Raw genomic sequence first — 16,317 nt, 5'->3', positions numbered from 1 at the left:
TGTGTGAGCTTCGCTCACACAATGAGAATACCATTAAAGGCCGAAAGCGTACGAGAAACCGATGTTGAATCGGAGAATCGTGCCGTAGCCCGTTGGTGCGTTGAGAGGAATCAGAGCGCGAAATTCGGGTTCAAAGTTTACAACATTGAAACCATTGCCCATCGCGATTTTAAGACCCGTACCGACCTGTGCGTAGAGAACGCCGCCACCAGCATTGATGTCGACCCAGCGAGCATAACCTGCCTGCTGCGTTGCATCTGTTGGGTTGGTTGCTGAGGCTGCCGCCGCCGCTGCTGTTGCAGAGTCGTACCACTTCAGCTGGCCACCGAGCAGAGCTGCGTAGTTCGCACCGGCGCCAATCCACCAGAAACGCGCGAACCACCAGTAATATTTACCGATCAGGTCGAATGTGACATAGCCACGATCGCCGGTACCGTTAAACGTTGTACCGAGCTGGCTCGTGTATGTTGTTACCGGAGTCCAAAGGTAACCAACACCAGCCTGGATACCCCAGCTTGTGTTGTAGAGTTCGCCATAGAGCCAAAGGGAGCTCAGTGAACCCTCTTTGGGTGTCAGGTGATAGTCGATCGAACTTCTCAGACCGATGCTCAGCCATGTCAGAAGGCCTTCACGAACAAGCACCTTTTCGGGAGCCGTTACTGTCGTGACGGTTTCGGGTACGGTAGTTGTGGTAGCGTAACCTTTTTTAGTTGTGATAGTGCGGACGACTGGAGTCGACTTAGGACCCGTATCTTCGCTCTCTACGACAATTGGTTGTGATTCTTTCGGTTCGGTGCCTGCTGCCTGTGCGATTAGGGAGAAGCTAAAGCCTGCCGAAAGAAATATTGCCAGAATTTTTTTCATTCAATACCTCTTCAAATTTTTTGCGCAAAATCAGGAGTGTGCCCTTCAAGTATCGGCATGGCCTATGCCGAAAGTTTACAGCCCTGTCTCAAAGAACTACGCAGAGCCAAAATAGGGCGTCAACACTTTACCAAATAGAATTGACCCCCTGTTTTTTGCACCCGATGAGCCGAGAGTCGCAGATTATTCGGTGGGCTTTTTCTCATCCTTTCTGTGCGGAGAGTATCGAACTTTGAAAATCAAACCCCTCAAGAAAAAGCTGAAGCTTTATGGCTTTAACAACCTGACAAAGACCCTGAGCTTCAACATGTACGACATCTGTTATGCGGTGAGTCCGAAAAACCAGCGGGCGTACATCGAATATATCGACGAAGTATATAATGCCGAACGCCTGACAGAGATTCTGACGAATGTCGCCAAGATTATCGGCGCCAACATTCTGAATATTGCCTCGCAAGACTATGACCCACAGGGTGCCTCGGTGACAATGCTGGTGTCTGAAAACCACCTCGAGGTAGAGCAGCGCAATCGCTTCGACACCGACCATGAGATTCCAGGCCCTGAATCTGAGGCGGTGGTTGCACACCTCGACAAGAGCCATATTACTGTTCACACCTATCCCGAGAGCCACCCAGACCACGGTATCAGTACCTTTCGGGCCGACATCGACGTTTCAACCTGCGGCCAGATTTCTCCGCTGAAAGCGCTCAACTACCTGCTGCATTCGTTCAGCCCCGACATCGTCATGAGCGACTATCGGGTGCGCGGCTTCACCCGTGACGTCGACGGCAAGAAGTACTTCATCGATCACAAGATTAATTCAATACAGAATTTCATTTCAGAAGATATTCGGCAGATGTACCAGATGGTCGACATCAACATCTATCAAGAGAACATCTTTCATACCAAGATGATTCTGAAAGAATTCGATCTCGACAATTACCTTTTCGGCTCGGCGAAAAAAGACTTCGCGCCAGGCGATAAAAAGAAGATCAAGCAGAGCCTCAAAAAAGAGATGAATGAAATTTTCTACGGCCGTAACATTCCCAAAATGTGACGCAGTTTCTCTCTGAAAAATACGACGACATCTATTTCAGCCAGGCCGACCCTGAAGCCGAAAAGCAGTTCGTCTTCATTGAAGCCAACCGCATAAAAGATCGCATTTCGGCAGCAGACGATTTCGTAGTCGCCGAACTCGGCTTCGGCTTCGGCCTTAACTATGCCCTCACGCGGCACGCGGCCAGGCAAGTGCAGAGCCTGCACAAGTTGCACTATTTTTCTGTCGAAGAAGATTTTCCCGAAGAGGCTTCGGTGAGGGCTTTGGCTGAAAAGTTGAGCATTTGTCAGGCAGAGTTTACCACACCCCCACAGGGGGGTGAGGTACACCACGGCGACGTTCTCGCTTTCTTAGAAAAAGCGACATTCGCGGCCGACGTGTGGTACTTCGACGGTTTCGCACCGGCCAAGAACCCCGCGATGTGGAGCGAAGCCGTATTCGCTCGCGCCTTTGCCCTGACGAAACCTCTGGGCACTTTTTCAACCTACAGCGCCGCGGGCTGGGTGCGCCGAAATTTACAAAACGCCGGGTTTGTCGTGGAGAAAGCTGCAGGCTTCGGTGGCAAGCGAGAGATGCTCTTGGGTTACAAACCATGAAGCGCCGCGATTACTTTGAATTGCTTTGGCAACAAGATCACGGCAAGTTAGGGGCACGCGGCAAAATTGCAATCGCCGGCGCGGGCACGAGCGGTTTGCATCTCGCCTATGCACTGGTCACACGCGGCTTTGAAGTGACGGTGTTCGACCCGCTGCCGTTCGGCGGGCTGCGCGTGCCGTTGATGCATGCCTGTAACACAGTCAAGCCTCGCTCAGGGCTTTGGCAGGCTGCTGCTGCGTGGTCACGGGGCTGGTATACAAACCTGCCGTTTGCCACTACCGCAGTATTAATCCACAAGACTGCATTCGGCCAGGGCTTCACGATTCTCGCCCGACCCTATCTGCGCGCGCTGCGGCGTTTTTTGAAACAGCAGGGGGTAAACTTCGTGAAGGCTGAATTCGATTTGGCGGCAACGGGGTTTGTTGAAGCAATCACCGCAGTCGGCATCGCAAGCCAGCCTGCTCTGAATGCCTTAGCTGAAGGCGCCGTAAAACCTCTGCCCGGTATCGAAACCTATTTCGGCAATGTCACGGCAGACGCAGAATTTTCACCCGAAGATCAGGCCCGGGTGGCCGTCACGACCAACTACATACGCCATGGTCGCCGCGCGGGCTTCATACACCGCAACAACGAGACACCGGGTGATGCTCTGGCGATGGCACAGCAGATGTACCCAACAAACAGGCCGTATCTGTTTGGCGGCACCCGCCTCACCTCGCGGGACCGCCTGCCCATTGTCGGGCGACTACCGGGCGACCCCAGGCAGCCCTTTTTTTTTACGGCTATGGGTTATCATGCAATGACATATGCACCGTTTCTCGCCACAAGAGTCGCGCAGTGGTTGGTGGGCGAAGAAGATGAGGATAGAAATTTGATATGCGGTTTGACGCCAGCGCGCTTTCTACCGAGAGAATTGATCGGCAGACTCAATGGCACTGACCGGCATTCTGCTAAGTTATAACATTCGACCATGCCCGACAAGAAGCAATCACACTGCATGTCATTTCACACTAAGGGTGCAGACTTTCGCGCCGTATTCGTGAGCGCGGCTGGCGCAATTAACGCCGCAACCGCGCAGATTCAGGTCGATAACAGGGTACTCTACCAGTTCAGTGAAATGGCAGTCTGCGCCAACCTGCTCGCAGGCCTCTTTCGTGATGTGCATGACCTGACGCTCGAAGTGACAACCGACAGGTTTTTCCGCAGCCTCATCGTTGAGTCAACGCCAGAAGGTATATTCAGGGCCGCGTGCCAACCCAACGATTTAATCGACGAAGTGCAGAATACCCAGGTGGTCGATGCAGATATTCTTACCGCAAAATTAGTCGTGACCAAACGATATCCTCATATTGCCGACCAGATTCGCAGCACCATCGGCAGCAAGAGCAACTCGATACCGAATCTGGTGCAGCAATACCTGCATGAGAGCGAGCAGATTTCAACGCTGATGCTCACTGGCACGCGGCTATGCCCCGACCCTGAGCGCGGAGTCATCGCCGACAAGAGTTTTGGGCTGCTGATCGAAGCTCTGCCCGGCGTCTCGGACAATAAAAAGTTCGTGATTACCGACAATCTCGAACGACTGGAATCGCTGACGCAATACTTTAACGATGAAGCCGAGAAAGACATTATGGATCTGCTCGACGATATCTACCCCGGCGAGCAGTGGATTCAGACTTCTGAGACTGCACTCGTCTACCGCTGCAGGTGCAATCGTGAGGGTTATCTCGAGCGCATTGTCGACCTGGCGCGTCGCGACATCGATGAGGTTTTCGGCGACCTGACCGAGCTCGAAGTTAAATGCGGCTATTGCGCCAACGTATTCCATTACCCGCGCGCAGAAGTCGAATCGAAGTTGTAACCTTACGACTTAGAAAATCAGCTTCGACCCGAGTTGCACGCCCATAGCGTTGTCGGTGCCATACGGTGTGTCGGTGACAATGCCCGGCGTCGAATAAAACGAACCGGGCAAAAAGATGCCTGCTTTAAAGTAGAGCGTCCAGAATTTGTTGACTGCGAAGTCGGTGGTGAAATTGATTTCTTGCCCCAGAAGTTTACCCAGACGGTCTTGCGCTTTGAGCACCGTGCTCGTAATCGTTGAGGTCGTTCCATTGGCGCGGGCCTGTTCATAGAGCTGGCTGCTGCTGGTGTCGATTGCGAGCCAATAGTCGAGTCCAAAACGCAGCTTTTGCCACAGCGTCGCACCAACACCGATGTGACCAAAGGTTGTCGCCGCTTTGCGTTCATAGTCGTGCGCGAAGTCACCGATGCCGGCCGAATCGGTATAGCTTGTCGGCCTGAAGCCGTAGAATTTGCTCATGATCAAACCACCGAGACGACTGCCTTTGAAGCTCGTAAAACCGTGCGAGGTCTGGTTGCCATTTTGGTCATATTTGCTGCCAGAGGCATAGAGGCCGTCGATATTGAAGTCGAGGTCAAGAGTCGAGACGACGCGCGGCAGCTCGATGCTGGCTCCCCCGCCAAGGCCGTAGCCGTTGGTATCGACATCTTGACTTTCATTCGCGGCCGTCGGCAGACGGCGGTCGATGCCCGTAGACATCGCCGCATCTGCAAACGTCTTGATGACGTAGCGCTTGCGAGGCAGATTGAACAAGAAGCGCGTGCCGAACATCATGTTGAAGTCGTTATCTGCAAAGTTGCCAGAAGCACCGAGATTTGACCGATCAGAACCGCCCCGGTTTACTGCGCCATACCGAGCGCCAAATGCATAGAGCTTATTCTGCAAGACATCGCCGGTCAGCGGCCCTTTCCAGTTCAAAAGGTTGCGCGAATCGTAGACAAAGCCGGCGCGCAAGACATTGGTATCACCGTCAAAATAGCGCACACGCTGGTTGTCGTGTGAGAAAAAGCGCACATAGTTGGCATGCAGCGTTGGGTCGGCGCCGAGTTGAAACGCGTCAAAGGCCATAATGCGAAAGCCGCCGATCGTTGAATTCGCGTAGTTGAACGTGACTGCATCGATATAGTCTTTTAGAAAATAGTCGTAAATTTCGCCGCCAATCTCAAAGAACTGCCGGCCAATCTTGACCGAAACATCATTGCGTTCATTTTTATAGATAATGTAGTGCATGTACAGTTCGCCAAAGTTAAACGGGTCTGCCCCGACTGGTGTCGATGATGAACTGTTGTTCGTGCTGGCGCCGGCGAGCTGATCATGCCCCCAAAAGCCGTTCTTAAAGATATCGACACGAAAGTACAGGTCGTCTGTGAGCGGAAAGAAAAGGTTAACATAGAAGCGCGAAAAAGCCAGCGTCATCTTGTCGTCGGTATTCTGAATGGTTGCAACTGTAGATTCGTCGAGTTTTCTGAGATCGGTGTTGTTGAAGCCAGCGCCTTCAGAAATGAAGCCGATCTGGTATTCCATACGCTTCATGATTTCGTCTTTTTCTTTCTTGTCGCCGAAAACATTTTCGCGCTTTTCGATCTGCGGTGCCCCGAATGGCAACTCGTCGGCTTCTTTTTCGCCGTCGGCTTTCAGCTTCTTCGCCCGAATCATTTCAGGCGGTTTTGCGGCTTCTTCGCCCTGCGGCTGTTGCCCGGGCACGGCAAACTCTTCTGGCGAATCGGGCTTAGTGATTTTTGTTTTGGCCGGTTGTTCTGGCGTACCCTTTTCGTCGCTGGGTTTAAGGCGCTGCGCCGCCAGCGGCAACACCGCCATAAATACCGCGGTCGCCATGAGCACACGGCAGCGGTTTAGCACAAAAGTCAGAACGGTTGAATGCACAGCAATTTCTGCCCGAGATTAATCTTCGAGCACGCCTGCGCGATAGAGAAGCCCGGCAAAGGCCGCACCCAACAGCGGGGCGACAATAAAAAGCCAAAGCTGAGAAACAGCCTGACCGCCAACAAAAAGGGCGGGCCCAAGGCTGCGCGCGGGATTAACCGATACGCCTGTAATGCGAATACCGACGAGGTGAATCAACACGAGAAAAAAACCGATCGCAAGCCCGGCAAATTTTTTCGAGGCCGCTCCCGAAGTTGACCCGAGTACAACCACAACAAACAAGAACGTGGCGATTGCTTCGAACAAAAATGCGGATTCAATATTGTAACCAGCCTGGTACCCTGCGCCAAATCCGTTTTGACCCAGACCATTAACGGCAATTTTGAAATTCGCATCACCCGTTGCAATCGCGTAGACAAGCGCGGCACCGGTGACTGCGCCGAGCGATTGCGCGGCGATATACCCGAGCAGCTTTTTTCCCGAAAGCCGACCTGCAATGTAAGCGCCTACACTCACCGCGGGGTTAATGTGGCAACCACTGATCGGGCCCAATGCATAGGCCATGCCGACGATTACAAGACCAAAAGAGAGCGAAATACCGACGATGCCGATGCTGGCACCAGCAAAAACTGCGCTGCCGCAGCCGAAAAGCACAAGCGTTGCCGTGCCGATTATTTCAGCGATATAAACTTTCATACGCCGACGGTCTGCGCACCAAGGGTAGCGTCAAGACTTTTGCCGGCTTCGCCTGATTCTTCGCCAACGAACAGTTTAGTCGCGACGACGCCTATGGCCTTTGTCGCTGCGGCGTCGGTTGCGGCAGCGACGAGCCCGCCTGCAATGGGCACGAGCTTCATAAAATTGCGGGCGCTTGAAAGGCCTAGCTTACCGAGCAGCCTTGCGGCGACATTCGTCGCCATCTTGCGCGCAACAAGTCCCATGAGGCGTGAAATCGCCGCAACCGTGAGTTTTTGTCCCAGCTGAATGCCTGCGTCTTTGAGCACGTCTGCAGCGGCTGAGCCGAGCAGCGTCACGTAGACGAGCGTTCTCACTTTGTCAGATCGAATGTCATGGCCACCCATGATGGCGATTGCCGCGATCATGCGCAGCTGCAAATAGAGCACACTCGAAATATTCGCCGGTATTGAAATCGGTAACGTCGCCGCACCGCCGAGGTTCGTCAAGAACCCAGAGGTGGCTGCTTTCGTCATTTGCCAGTTTATCAGGTCAGCTGCCGCCTTGCGGGCATCGTTGTTGTTCTGCGTCAGGTATTCCCGGGCAACTGCTTCGGCCGAGGGAAAGAGGCCAAAACCATTTAACACCTGCGTGTAAGCGCCATCGAGTACCTGCAGCATCATACCCGGTGCTTCGGGAGGCACAGACGATGAGGATTCAGAACGTTCGGTTTCCATGGGCGCTGTTCTCACTTTTGCCGATTTTACTCTTTCTCGTCGGCTGCCGGGCCGTCAAATTGCAGATCGTCATCTTTATTTTTCTTTTTGCGTGGTGGCTTCTTGTACTTGCGATTTGCGTCACCCACAGCCCCATTATTCTTGCCCATTTTCGAGTGGTGGTCTTTCATCATTTTCTCGTGGTGCGCCTTGAATTCGTCTTGCGAAATTACGCCATCTTTGTCGGCGTCGAGTTCGATAAATTTCTTGTCATGGTGCGCCTGCCATTCTTGTTTTGAGATTTTGCCGTCTTTATCGGCGTCCATTTTTTCGAGCATTTTTGCGTGCATTGGGCCTTTCATACCCGCATGGCCGCCTTTATGGTTCTTTGCCGAGACGGTAAATGTCATGGCTACAAAGAGCAGAGCGGCAAAATGTGCTTGGGTCATAGTAAGCATCTATATCCCCCTCAGCCGGCGGACAAGCCATTTTTTGCTTTTCACCTGCGTGGGATGATGCAGGCTCACTGCGGCCGAACGTAATGAAATATGAAAGTACACGACCTTCACGGTTTTAGAACCTGGCGCACGCCTGAAGGCTATATTCGCACTGAGGCGAAGGCGGGTGTCGACATCGTGCTCAATTTTGCCATAGAAAACAGCCTGGTCGTCAACGAACTGTGCCGCGGCCGAAAGCGCCCGCTGTTGATCGATCTCAAAAATCTCAAGTCGATTACACCGCAGGCGCGCTCTTATTTTTCGGCGCGCGACCGCGAGTCAGATATCAATGCCTTCGCCTTCTTGATACACTCCAATTTTCAGCGCATGGTGGGTAACATCTTTATCCAGTTCAACCGGCCGCGGCTGCCGACAAAACTCTTTAACGAAGAACCTGCGGCGCTCGAATGGTTAAAGCCCTACCTTCGCCCTTAAGCCGGTCTACCCTGGCGATGAACAGCGTCACGGGCGCATTCGGTTGACAGCGCCTTTCACAAACGCATTTGTTCTCGGTATACATGTTTAACATCGACGGCATTATCCATACAATTCAATCGATTCACGAACCGTGGAGCTACCTGCTTGTCTTCGGTATACTGCTGCTCTGCGGCTTTGGCCTGCCAATACCTGAAGACATCACCCTCATTGCCGGCGGGCTCATGGCCTATTACCAGAAGGCCGACCCTTATGTCATGGTCGCCGTTGGCCTCGCCGGGGTCATGCTCGGCGACGGTGCAATGTTTCAGATTGGTAAGCGCTTTGGTTATCGCGTTTTCGAATGGAAATGGATGGCGAAAATCATGCACGCCGAACGGCTCGAGACAGTCAAAGACAAGCTCAAGAACCATGGCAACAAGGTAATCTTCTCAGCGCGATTTATGCCGGGACTAAGGTCGCTCGTGTTTCTCTCATCAGGGGCATTGGGTATTCCGTTCAGGGTCTTCTTACTGTTCGATGGTCTGGCAGCGCTTATTTCGGTGCCGGCGATCGTGCTATCGTGTTACTTCTTTGGCGACCAGATCAACCATGCGGTGACGGTGATCAAGAATATTGAAAATGGCATTGTACTCGTGATCGTCGGCGTGATTGGCTATTTCACGCTGAAGTATTTCTTGAAGAAACGGCGCGAGAAACGCGAAGCCGCCGGCGAGATCTAACTAAAGATTAACGTGACATGCGGGCGACCTGGTAGCCCGTAACGCCGGCAACGTCTTGCCAGTTGAGCAAGACTTTACCCTGTTCATGTGAAAGGTGGATATTTTCAATGCGGGCGTTCTGTGCGGCGACCGCAGGCAAATTACGTTTTTCCGCGATTGTCTTCTGCCGGCGCTCTTCGGCCATCGCATGCACCTGCTCAGCAATTTCGGGAAACTTCTGCAAGACATTATCGAAGGTAAATTTATCCAGGGTGTACAGGTCGCAATACTCAGCTGCTCGAACGCTGGCAGTCCGTTCGCTGCTGAAGAGCAATGCGATTTCGCCGAAAAATCCCCCTTCTGACAGGGTTGCGAATACTGTACCCCCGTCTTCAGAAACGATTTCAACCTTACCGCGGCTGATAAAGTACATCTGGTCGCCCATTTCGCCTTTGCGAAAGATATAATCTCCTGGGGTGTAGAGCACGGCCTTGAGGTTCAGCACAATCTGGCGAATGAACTCTTCAGATGCGCCGCGGAACATCGGCACTTTTTCGATAATATCTTTGTTTAGGTGCAGCGCGACTTTCAGCTTGAGCGAAGACGGTAACTCTTCGAGCACCGCCGATTCTTCGAAGCCGCGGCGGTTGTTTCAGAGATAGTCATAGTACGTACGAATGCTGTCTTGCAGATCGCCCGGTACGTCGCGGTACTGCATGAACGTCTGAATCTTTTCCATCTTGGCGCGAAACTGCGTTCTTGCGAGGTCGCTGTTCGCCAACATACTGGCTAAATTACCAATGATATAACCGTACATCCCGGCGCCCGTCAGCTGCACGAACATGGTATAGATGGTCTGGGCATTCGTCGAAGGCGTGATGTCGCCGTACCCTATCGTCGTAATCGTGGTGATACACCAGTACAAAGCCTTGACATAGTTGGTAAAAAAGTCCAAATTCGGGTCTTTCTTGCCGAGCGCCATCCAGCCGCAGGCGACCCAGTGCGCAATGATCAGAACGACAAAAATGGTGAAGAAGAGACGCACTAATCCGGGATTAAAGAGCTCCTTCTTGCGCGTCTTCTCTAGAAACGGAAAGATGTGATAGATTCTGAGCATGCGCACGAGCAGCAGAATCTGTATGTAGCGCGGTGAAAAGAGCCTCAGCGATCGGGCGGCGTTGCTCGCCTCTGAAAGCCAGCCATCGGCAAAGATCAGATCGAAAGGGGTCGCGGCGATCAGGTCGACAATGAACCAGCTGCGCAGATAGTGTATGGCGATGCGTTTCTTCGAGGTGACCTCTTCACCGTCGATCATGATCGTCGTGAAAAATGAGGTGATAATATCGAACGTGAAGATAATCGGGTATAAAAGGTTAATTACCCGAATCCAGGGTGGTGCCGGATACTGCAATGCGAGGTGCAGCGGCACTTCGAGCGCCGCGAATAGGGTAAAAATCAGCAAGAAAGCATCGAAATAGCGTTTATAGACGTTATCTTGCCTGATGATCATGGCCGAAACCTATGCAGATTGTCGGCACACAGCGAGCTGTGAATGAACCACCCGCCCAAAAAATGCCGGCCAGCGGCTAAGAACCTTTAAGCAAGCGCCGGAATAATCTATGGTCGGCTGCTAATTAATAATTTCGTGCCGTTCTTTTAGTTCGGCGATCGCGTCTTCGCGCAGTTTATCGAGTCTTGCCTGCGCCTTTTTTCTGCGCGCCTTTGCTGCGGCTGACTTATCTTCTTCGTCGGCGATGACGAGCATGTCGCGTACAATCGGCGTCAGGTGAGACGAAGCGAGCTGGCGCGGTAGAAATACATAGTCAGCGCCATCTTCGTACATCTTGAGCGCAGTTTGAGGATTTTCAGCCGTCACGATAATCTTCGCGTGCGGTGCAATTTCTTCGATCTGTTTAATCAGCTTCGTGTTGCTGGTGCCGACAAGAATCGTATCGGGTATCGTCGAAATTGCCACCTTGGTATGGTGAAGGCCGACATGGTGCAGAGTGTCAATGTGGCCGATGTCTCCGTAAACGGCGGGAATCCCCAGACTCTTGAGTTTTGCGTGTACCGTCTGGTTGAAGTCAACAACGACTATTTTGTCTTTAAGGCTGTTCTTGCCGGTGGTCTCGACGGCGTCGGTTACGAATGAGCTGGCGACTTTGAAAAAGCCGAGCAGTGCCACATCTTTCTGCAGCTCTTCTTCGCTGGGTTCGACGTACTTCTTCTTGTCGCGAAGACCAAACATTTCAAAAAACCGGGTTACACGTGGCTGCAGCTGCTGGTTGTACTTGATCATGTACGGGGCGAAAATCGAAGTGATCACAAAAGTAAAGATGATGATCGAAAGAATGTCGGCGCTGATGTGGCCGGCCGCGAGACCCAGCGCGGCGATCACCAGCGAAAACTCGCTGATATTCGAAAGGTTGAGCGAAGTGAGAATGCTGACACGGTTGCCATTCTTAAGCGAAAACAACACCGGATAGATCGAAAGAAAGCGTGTGAGAATGACGAACATCGCGGCGATAAACGCAATACCGACAAGGCTTGCCTGCGCAATCGGGTTGGGTATTTTCATACCGAGCGAAACAAAGAAGATCGTTACGAAAAAATCGCGCAACGTCGTGATTTTCGCGACCACGTCGAGGTTATAAGGGAAAGTCGAAATCGAAACGCCGGCAATCAGCGCACCCATTTCAATAGAGAGCCCCATCGCGAGCGCGGCGGCACAGACGGCAAAACACCAGCCGACCGACATGAGCAGCGTCATCTCGGGAATCTTCGCAATGCGGCTAAAGAGGGTGGGTAGAACATATTTGCTGAGCGCCATGCTCACAGCAACGAGTGCGCCGGCTTTGGCGAACGACAACAGAATCTGCAATATTTGGGGGTCGGCGAGGTTGGGTTGCACACCAAGAATCACTATCGCCCAGATATCCTGAAAGACGAGGGTGCCGAGCGTGAATCGGCCGGCGAGGGTGTCGAGCTCGAACTTGCCGTAGAGTAGCTTCACGACGATCGCCGTCGATGAAATACCGCACGCAATGGCCAGATAAAAGGCGTCATATTTACCACCGCCGAGCGCGAAGCCGATCAGCTGAAAGAACATGATGCCGAGGCCGGCACAAATCGCAAACTGCGTAACGCCGGTGACGATGAGAGACTTGCCTGAAGCTTTGATCTTCTTGAGGTCGATCTCCATACCAATCATAAAGAGCAGCAACACGAGGCCCAGCTCTGAGATGGTTGAGATATCCTTCTCGCTCTTGATAAGACCAAAACCGAAGTTAGGCCCGATGAGTGCACCTGCCGCGAGGTAAGCCAGAATCAGCGGTTGCTTTGCGAGGTTACCGAGATAGGCAACAATCGTGGCAACGAGAATCGTCAGGCCAATGTGCATGAGCAAGTCATGCACCGGGTCGTGCGCATCGCCCGAGGCGAAAACCGCCAGTGGTGCGCCCAAAAACACGCTCAGAAGCAAAGTTATTCTCATCGTTTTGTTACCTAGTTTTAAGTATCGGCTTTTATTAGCTATTTTTTAATAGTGCACGTCTGAATACTGAAGCAGGCGGGCAAATCTTATGCAGCTGCCCGCGCTCCAAACCAGCAAAAAAATGAGGATCTATTTCTCAGGCAAACGCGTCGCCACTAAGCCAGGCTGGCTGCTGTGAAATTGCATATAGGCACTCAGCACCGGGTCGTCACCCACCGGGTACATTTCACGAAACCTGAGCCAGTCAAGAATACAATAGAGGGTCAGTTCTGAAAGGCCGATTTTGGCCTCTGGAGTGAAAAAATTGCCCTCTAGCTGCGACTTGAGCCAGGTTAAAATCGATTCAACGCGCGCACGCTGTTTAACAAGGTATGCCACATCACCGACCGCGACCCCGTCTTTTTTCAGGTAAAACACATTTATGGCCGACTCGACGCAGCCGTCGGCAGCGCTCACCAGATTGCGCTCGCGCCACTTTTCGACGCCCGTCGGTTTTCTGAGACCATTGGGGCTATCTGCATATTTTTCGGTGAGGTAGTCGATGATAGTGTGACTATCCCATATCACAAGACCATCGATCTCGGCGCAGGGCTCCTTCCAGATTGGGTTTTTTTCGCGCATGGCCGACTGGCCGGCGTCGGTCAGAGAATCAACCAGCTCAAATGACTGGCCAAGTTCATGGCACAGGTAGCGCACCCGGCGCACGAAGGGTGAGGTTATGCTTCCGTAGAGCTTCATGAATTTACCCTCACTCGGCACCAATAATGGGCTTTTTATACGAATACAATCCATGTACCCCGCCCTGCGCCTGTGCGGCGAGCGAGCGTGGCTCGAAGCGCAGCTTGCTGGCGTGCAGCGCCTTGTGCAGTGACGGTATGTCACGATAGCCCATGTCTTGCAGCGCATGGCGCACACCCTGCATCAGATAGGGAATAAATTCGAAGAGAGAGCCTTTGTCGACGACTGCGCCCGAGACACCCTGCGCGACCTTGATCTTCTGGTCTTCGACGTTATAGCGCTTTGCACCACCGCCGCCTTCCATCGCTTCGATCGAGGCCATGCCGCGAAATTTCTTGAGGCGCACGCCGTTTTCATAAAAGTATTCACCCGGTGCTTCTTTGCTGCCGGCGAGCAGCGACCCGACCATGACTGCGCTGCCACCCACTGCGAGGGCTTTGGCGATGTCGCCGATGTTGGCGATGCCGCCGTCGGCGATCACGGGAATCTTATGCTTTGCCGCCATCTGCGCTGTGTAATAGACCGCTGTTGCCTGCGAACGGCCGCAAGCCATGGTGTCTTGTGTGATGCAGATTGAACCCGGGCCCATGCCGATGCGCAGGCCATCGGCGCCGGCGCGAATGAGGGCGTCGCCCTGCTCGCGTGTGACGACATTGCCCGCCATCACGTCGACATTGGGATATTTCTTTTTTAGTTCTTTCAAGAGGTCGATCTGAAACTTCGAATAACCCTGCGCCGAGTCGACGACGAGCAAATCAACACCGCGTGCGACGAGCATGTCGATGCGCTCACGGTCGTGCGGGTGGGTCGAAACCGCCGCTCCCACGCGCAGGCGCTTCTGTTCATCTTTAGTCGCAAAAGGATATTCACGGTTTTTCACCAGGTCTGAGCGGCTCATCAGAGCCACCAAACGCCCTTCTTTGTCGACAATCGGCAACTTGCCTTTCTTCGACTTGCGCAGAATTTCGTTCGCTTGCACCAGAGATATGCCTTTCGGCGCGGTAATCAGATCGGTCGTCATGACCTTTGAGAGCAAAATGGTTCGGTCACGCTCGAAATCCACATCGCGGTTCGCGACGATGCCCACGAGTTTCGAGCGCAGCGTACCGTCTTCGGTGATTGGCACCCCACTGAAACCATAACGCTCCGAAATGTTGTCGATATCGGCAATGGTATTCTTCGGTGAAAGCACGATCGGTTCGGTGATAAAGCCGTTTTCGTACCGCTTCACGCGCTCGACCTGCGCCGCCTGGTCTTCGATCGAGAGGTTGTTGTGTATAATGCCAATGCCGCCCAAAAGCGCCATGGTGATCGCCATGCGGCTTTCGGTCACGGTATCCATTGGTGAGCTGATGAGGGGCAGCTTGATCTTGACGTTGCGCGTGATGCGCGTTTCGAGATTCACGTCTTGCGGGGCGAAGTCGATATACCCCGGCAGTATCAGAAAGTCTTTATAGGTGATGCCCTGGTCTTTTTCGAAAATGGTAGAGGCCGAGAAGCCGTCTTGAAGAGTTTTGCCCGATTTTGCTGAAGTGCTGCGCGCCATGTGATACTTTCGGGAAGAAAATCAGGATGTCAAGTTTAATGAGATTGCGGCGTCATTGCTCTAGCCTGCGCCAATAGCGCGGTGCGCGACGCAAGTCAATGATAGCGACAATGTGAATGATTTCTGGTACTTCTTGGTAGACGACGGCAAACGGAAATGGATCCAAATTTATCTTGCGAAAGTCGTCAAAATACGGCGGCCACGCTTTCGGATGCATGTGGATATTTTGAACTGACTCTTTTAATTAAGGAGTGAAATCTCTTTGCAAGTTTGACCGATATTGTCTGATAATCGTGAAGGACAGCTTCCAGATCTGCTGCTGCAGCTTTACTGAAGGCAAGAGATTTCAAGAAAAACCAAATTTCTTCTTAATATTGGCTTGAACTGCCTCCCAAGGAGTGCCCGGGTCTTCACCTGAAGCTAAATCGGCAGCGCGACGCCTGATCTCTTTTCGCCAAAGTGCATCGATCTCGGGCGGCATTTCATTTTCCATTTTCACGAGCAAGAAATCCAGCAGAGCGGCTTGATCAGCAGAGGTCAGATTAGCCGCGTATTCCTGTGCCTTGGCCAGCGTCGCAGTGCTCATGTTTTATGATACGCGCCCCGGCATGGGAAGACAAGTATTTTTCAGATTCTGCCGCTGCATCTCTTCAGGGTGGCCCGACAGATCGAGCACGGCTTTCGCCTATTCGTCGGCGTTTTGCGAATCTTTCAGGCGCAGAAATTTCTGATAGCGGGTGTAAGCTCTTGTTGCAATGGCAGATTTGTGAATTTCTGCTGCGCCCCTGCCGAAGGGTTAACGCTTATGCGTTATTTCGCCAGCGGCTTCGATGAGGGCGCCTAACGCTTTGTTCACAGCCCGCGCATTGGGAAAGGCAGAAGCAATTTTCGGATCGAGCAAGACAAGATTCGTTCCGCTGCGGTAGGCATTCAAGTATTTGCCACGGACACCTTTAATCAGGTCTTCGCGACCGTATTCTGCCCGCAGTTCGTCTTTCTTACCCTTCTTCATAGATTTTTCTCTCTTGCTTGGTCATTAGGCGCGCGCTGATAATTCGGATTTTTTCACCCCTCTCAGTGTGGGCGACAACCAAAAAACGGCCCGCCTGTGACTGGCCGAATGTGATAGACCGATTTTCATTTTTCGAATGGTCTGGATCAGGAAACGTAATCGCCAAAAACTGTGCCCGACTCGGGAAAAGAAACGTTGTGTTTCGCCAGGTTGCCTTGCGCTTTTTTTTCATCCCATTCGA

Annotated in this window: 19 protein-coding genes; 6 read left to right on the top strand and 13 right to left on the bottom strand. The window is 52.6% G+C overall.

What is annotated here, in order from left to right; translation table 11 throughout:
- Nucleotides 1–33: 33 nt before the first annotated feature.
- Complete coding sequence (locus tag TURPA_RS07495) at nt 34–864, bottom strand: hypothetical protein (RefSeq protein WP_014802692.1); 831 nt, start codon at nt 862–864, stop codon at nt 34–36.
- Between the two features lie 232 nt (nt 865–1,096).
- On the opposite strand from TURPA_RS07495, the gene speD reads away from it, so the two are divergent.
- The 4 genes from speD to TURPA_RS07475 are packed head-to-tail and all read left to right on the top strand — an operon-like array spanning nt 1,097 to nt 4,379.
- The gene (gene speD, locus TURPA_RS07490) at nt 1,097–1,921 is read left to right on the top strand and encodes an adenosylmethionine decarboxylase (RefSeq protein WP_041948384.1); all 825 of its coding nucleotides are present in this window, start codon (nt 1,097–1,099) and stop codon (nt 1,919–1,921) included.
- Nucleotides 1,918–2,517, top strand: a complete 600-nt coding sequence (gene mnmC2, locus TURPA_RS07485) for a tRNA (5-methylaminomethyl-2-thiouridine)(34)-methyltransferase MnmC2 (RefSeq protein ID WP_014802690.1) — start codon at nt 1,918–1,920, stop codon at nt 2,515–2,517. The genes speD and mnmC2 overlap by 4 nt, the downstream gene beginning before the upstream one ends.
- Complete coding sequence (locus tag TURPA_RS07480) at nt 2,514–3,479, top strand: NAD(P)-binding protein (RefSeq protein ID WP_014802689.1); 966 nt, start codon at nt 2,514–2,516, stop codon at nt 3,477–3,479. The genes mnmC2 and TURPA_RS07480 overlap by 4 nt, the downstream gene beginning before the upstream one ends.
- 36 nt (nt 3,480–3,515) lie before the next feature.
- Nucleotides 3,516–4,379: an Hsp33 family molecular chaperone HslO gene (locus TURPA_RS07475; RefSeq protein ID WP_157210436.1), complete on the top strand. Its 864-nt coding sequence runs from the start codon at nt 3,516–3,518 to the stop codon at nt 4,377–4,379.
- A 9-nt stretch (nt 4,380–4,388) separates the two neighbouring features.
- Here TURPA_RS07475 and TURPA_RS07470 read toward each other — a convergent pair whose 3' ends face one another.
- From TURPA_RS07470 to TURPA_RS07455, 4 genes are read right to left on the bottom strand one after another with little or no spacing between them, the layout of a single operon-like run.
- Nucleotides 4,389–6,263 (bottom strand): hypothetical protein, encoded by a 1,875-nt coding sequence (locus tag TURPA_RS07470; protein ID WP_157210435.1) that lies wholly within the window; start codon nt 6,261–6,263, stop codon nt 4,389–4,391.
- Between the two features lie 18 nt (nt 6,264–6,281).
- Nucleotides 6,282–6,959, bottom strand: coding sequence for an aquaporin (locus tag TURPA_RS07465; protein WP_014802686.1), 678 nt, complete (start codon nt 6,957–6,959; stop codon nt 6,282–6,284).
- Nucleotides 6,956–7,675: an EcsC family protein gene (locus tag TURPA_RS07460; RefSeq protein ID WP_014802685.1), complete on the bottom strand. Its 720-nt coding sequence runs from the start codon at nt 7,673–7,675 to the stop codon at nt 6,956–6,958. The genes TURPA_RS07465 and TURPA_RS07460 overlap by 4 nt, the downstream gene beginning before the upstream one ends.
- 26 nt (nt 7,676–7,701) lie before the next feature.
- The gene (locus tag TURPA_RS07455) at nt 7,702–8,103 is read right to left on the bottom strand and encodes an EF-hand domain-containing protein (RefSeq protein ID WP_041948383.1); all 402 of its coding nucleotides are present in this window, start codon (nt 8,101–8,103) and stop codon (nt 7,702–7,704) included.
- A gap of 99 nt (nt 8,104–8,202) precedes the next feature.
- Between TURPA_RS07455 and TURPA_RS07450 the strand changes: the two genes are divergently transcribed.
- Nucleotides 8,203–8,586 carry a DUF7793 family protein gene (locus TURPA_RS07450; RefSeq protein WP_014802683.1) on the top strand — a complete coding sequence of 128 codons (384 nt, stop codon included), beginning with the start codon at nt 8,203–8,205 and terminating at the stop codon, nt 8,584–8,586.
- A gap of 83 nt (nt 8,587–8,669) precedes the next feature.
- Nucleotides 8,670–9,308 carry a DedA family protein gene (locus tag TURPA_RS07445; protein ID WP_014802682.1) on the top strand — a complete coding sequence of 213 codons (639 nt, stop codon included), beginning with the start codon at nt 8,670–8,672 and terminating at the stop codon, nt 9,306–9,308.
- A 7-nt stretch (nt 9,309–9,315) separates the two neighbouring features.
- Here TURPA_RS07445 and TURPA_RS21595 read toward each other — a convergent pair whose 3' ends face one another.
- From TURPA_RS21595 to TURPA_RS07410, 8 genes are all read right to left on the bottom strand, one after another.
- Nucleotides 9,316–9,909 carry a cyclic nucleotide-binding domain-containing protein gene (locus tag TURPA_RS21595; protein WP_014802681.1) on the bottom strand — a complete coding sequence of 198 codons (594 nt, stop codon included), beginning with the start codon at nt 9,907–9,909 and terminating at the stop codon, nt 9,316–9,318.
- A 30-nt stretch (nt 9,910–9,939) separates the two neighbouring features.
- Nucleotides 9,940–10,797: an ion transporter gene (locus TURPA_RS21590; protein WP_014802680.1), complete on the bottom strand. Its 858-nt coding sequence runs from the start codon at nt 10,795–10,797 to the stop codon at nt 9,940–9,942.
- A 120-nt stretch (nt 10,798–10,917) separates the two neighbouring features.
- Nucleotides 10,918–12,780, bottom strand: a complete 1,863-nt coding sequence (locus tag TURPA_RS07435) for a cation:proton antiporter (protein ID WP_014802679.1) — start codon at nt 12,778–12,780, stop codon at nt 10,918–10,920.
- Nucleotides 12,781–12,909: 129 nt separating this feature from the next.
- Nucleotides 12,910–13,518, bottom strand: a complete 609-nt coding sequence (locus TURPA_RS07430; RefSeq protein WP_014802678.1) for a glutathione S-transferase family protein — start codon at nt 13,516–13,518, stop codon at nt 12,910–12,912.
- A 10-nt stretch (nt 13,519–13,528) separates the two neighbouring features.
- Nucleotides 13,529–15,064, bottom strand: coding sequence for an IMP dehydrogenase (gene guaB / locus TURPA_RS07425; RefSeq protein WP_014802677.1), 1,536 nt, complete (start codon nt 15,062–15,064; stop codon nt 13,529–13,531).
- A gap of 346 nt (nt 15,065–15,410) precedes the next feature.
- On the bottom strand, nt 15,411–15,650 hold the full coding sequence (locus TURPA_RS07420) for an addiction module protein (RefSeq protein WP_014802675.1): 240 nt from the start codon (nt 15,648–15,650) through the stop codon (nt 15,411–15,413).
- A gap of 210 nt (nt 15,651–15,860) precedes the next feature.
- Nucleotides 15,861–16,076 (bottom strand): hypothetical protein, encoded by a 216-nt coding sequence (locus TURPA_RS07415; RefSeq protein ID WP_014802674.1) that lies wholly within the window; start codon nt 16,074–16,076, stop codon nt 15,861–15,863.
- Nucleotides 16,063–16,242: a BrnT family toxin gene (locus TURPA_RS07410; RefSeq protein WP_245536832.1), complete on the bottom strand. Its 180-nt coding sequence runs from the start codon at nt 16,240–16,242 to the stop codon at nt 16,063–16,065. Before TURPA_RS07410 ends, TURPA_RS07415 begins: the two co-directional genes overlap by 14 nt.
- Between the last annotated feature and the right edge of the window lie 75 nt (nt 16,243–16,317).

Source organism: Turneriella parva DSM 21527 (assembly GCF_000266885.1).
Lineage (GTDB): Bacteria > Spirochaetota > Leptospiria > Turneriellales > Turneriellaceae > Turneriella > Turneriella parva.
The sequence above is the reverse complement of the archived record's forward strand: the minus strand, read 5'-3'. Positions and strand labels throughout refer to the sequence as shown.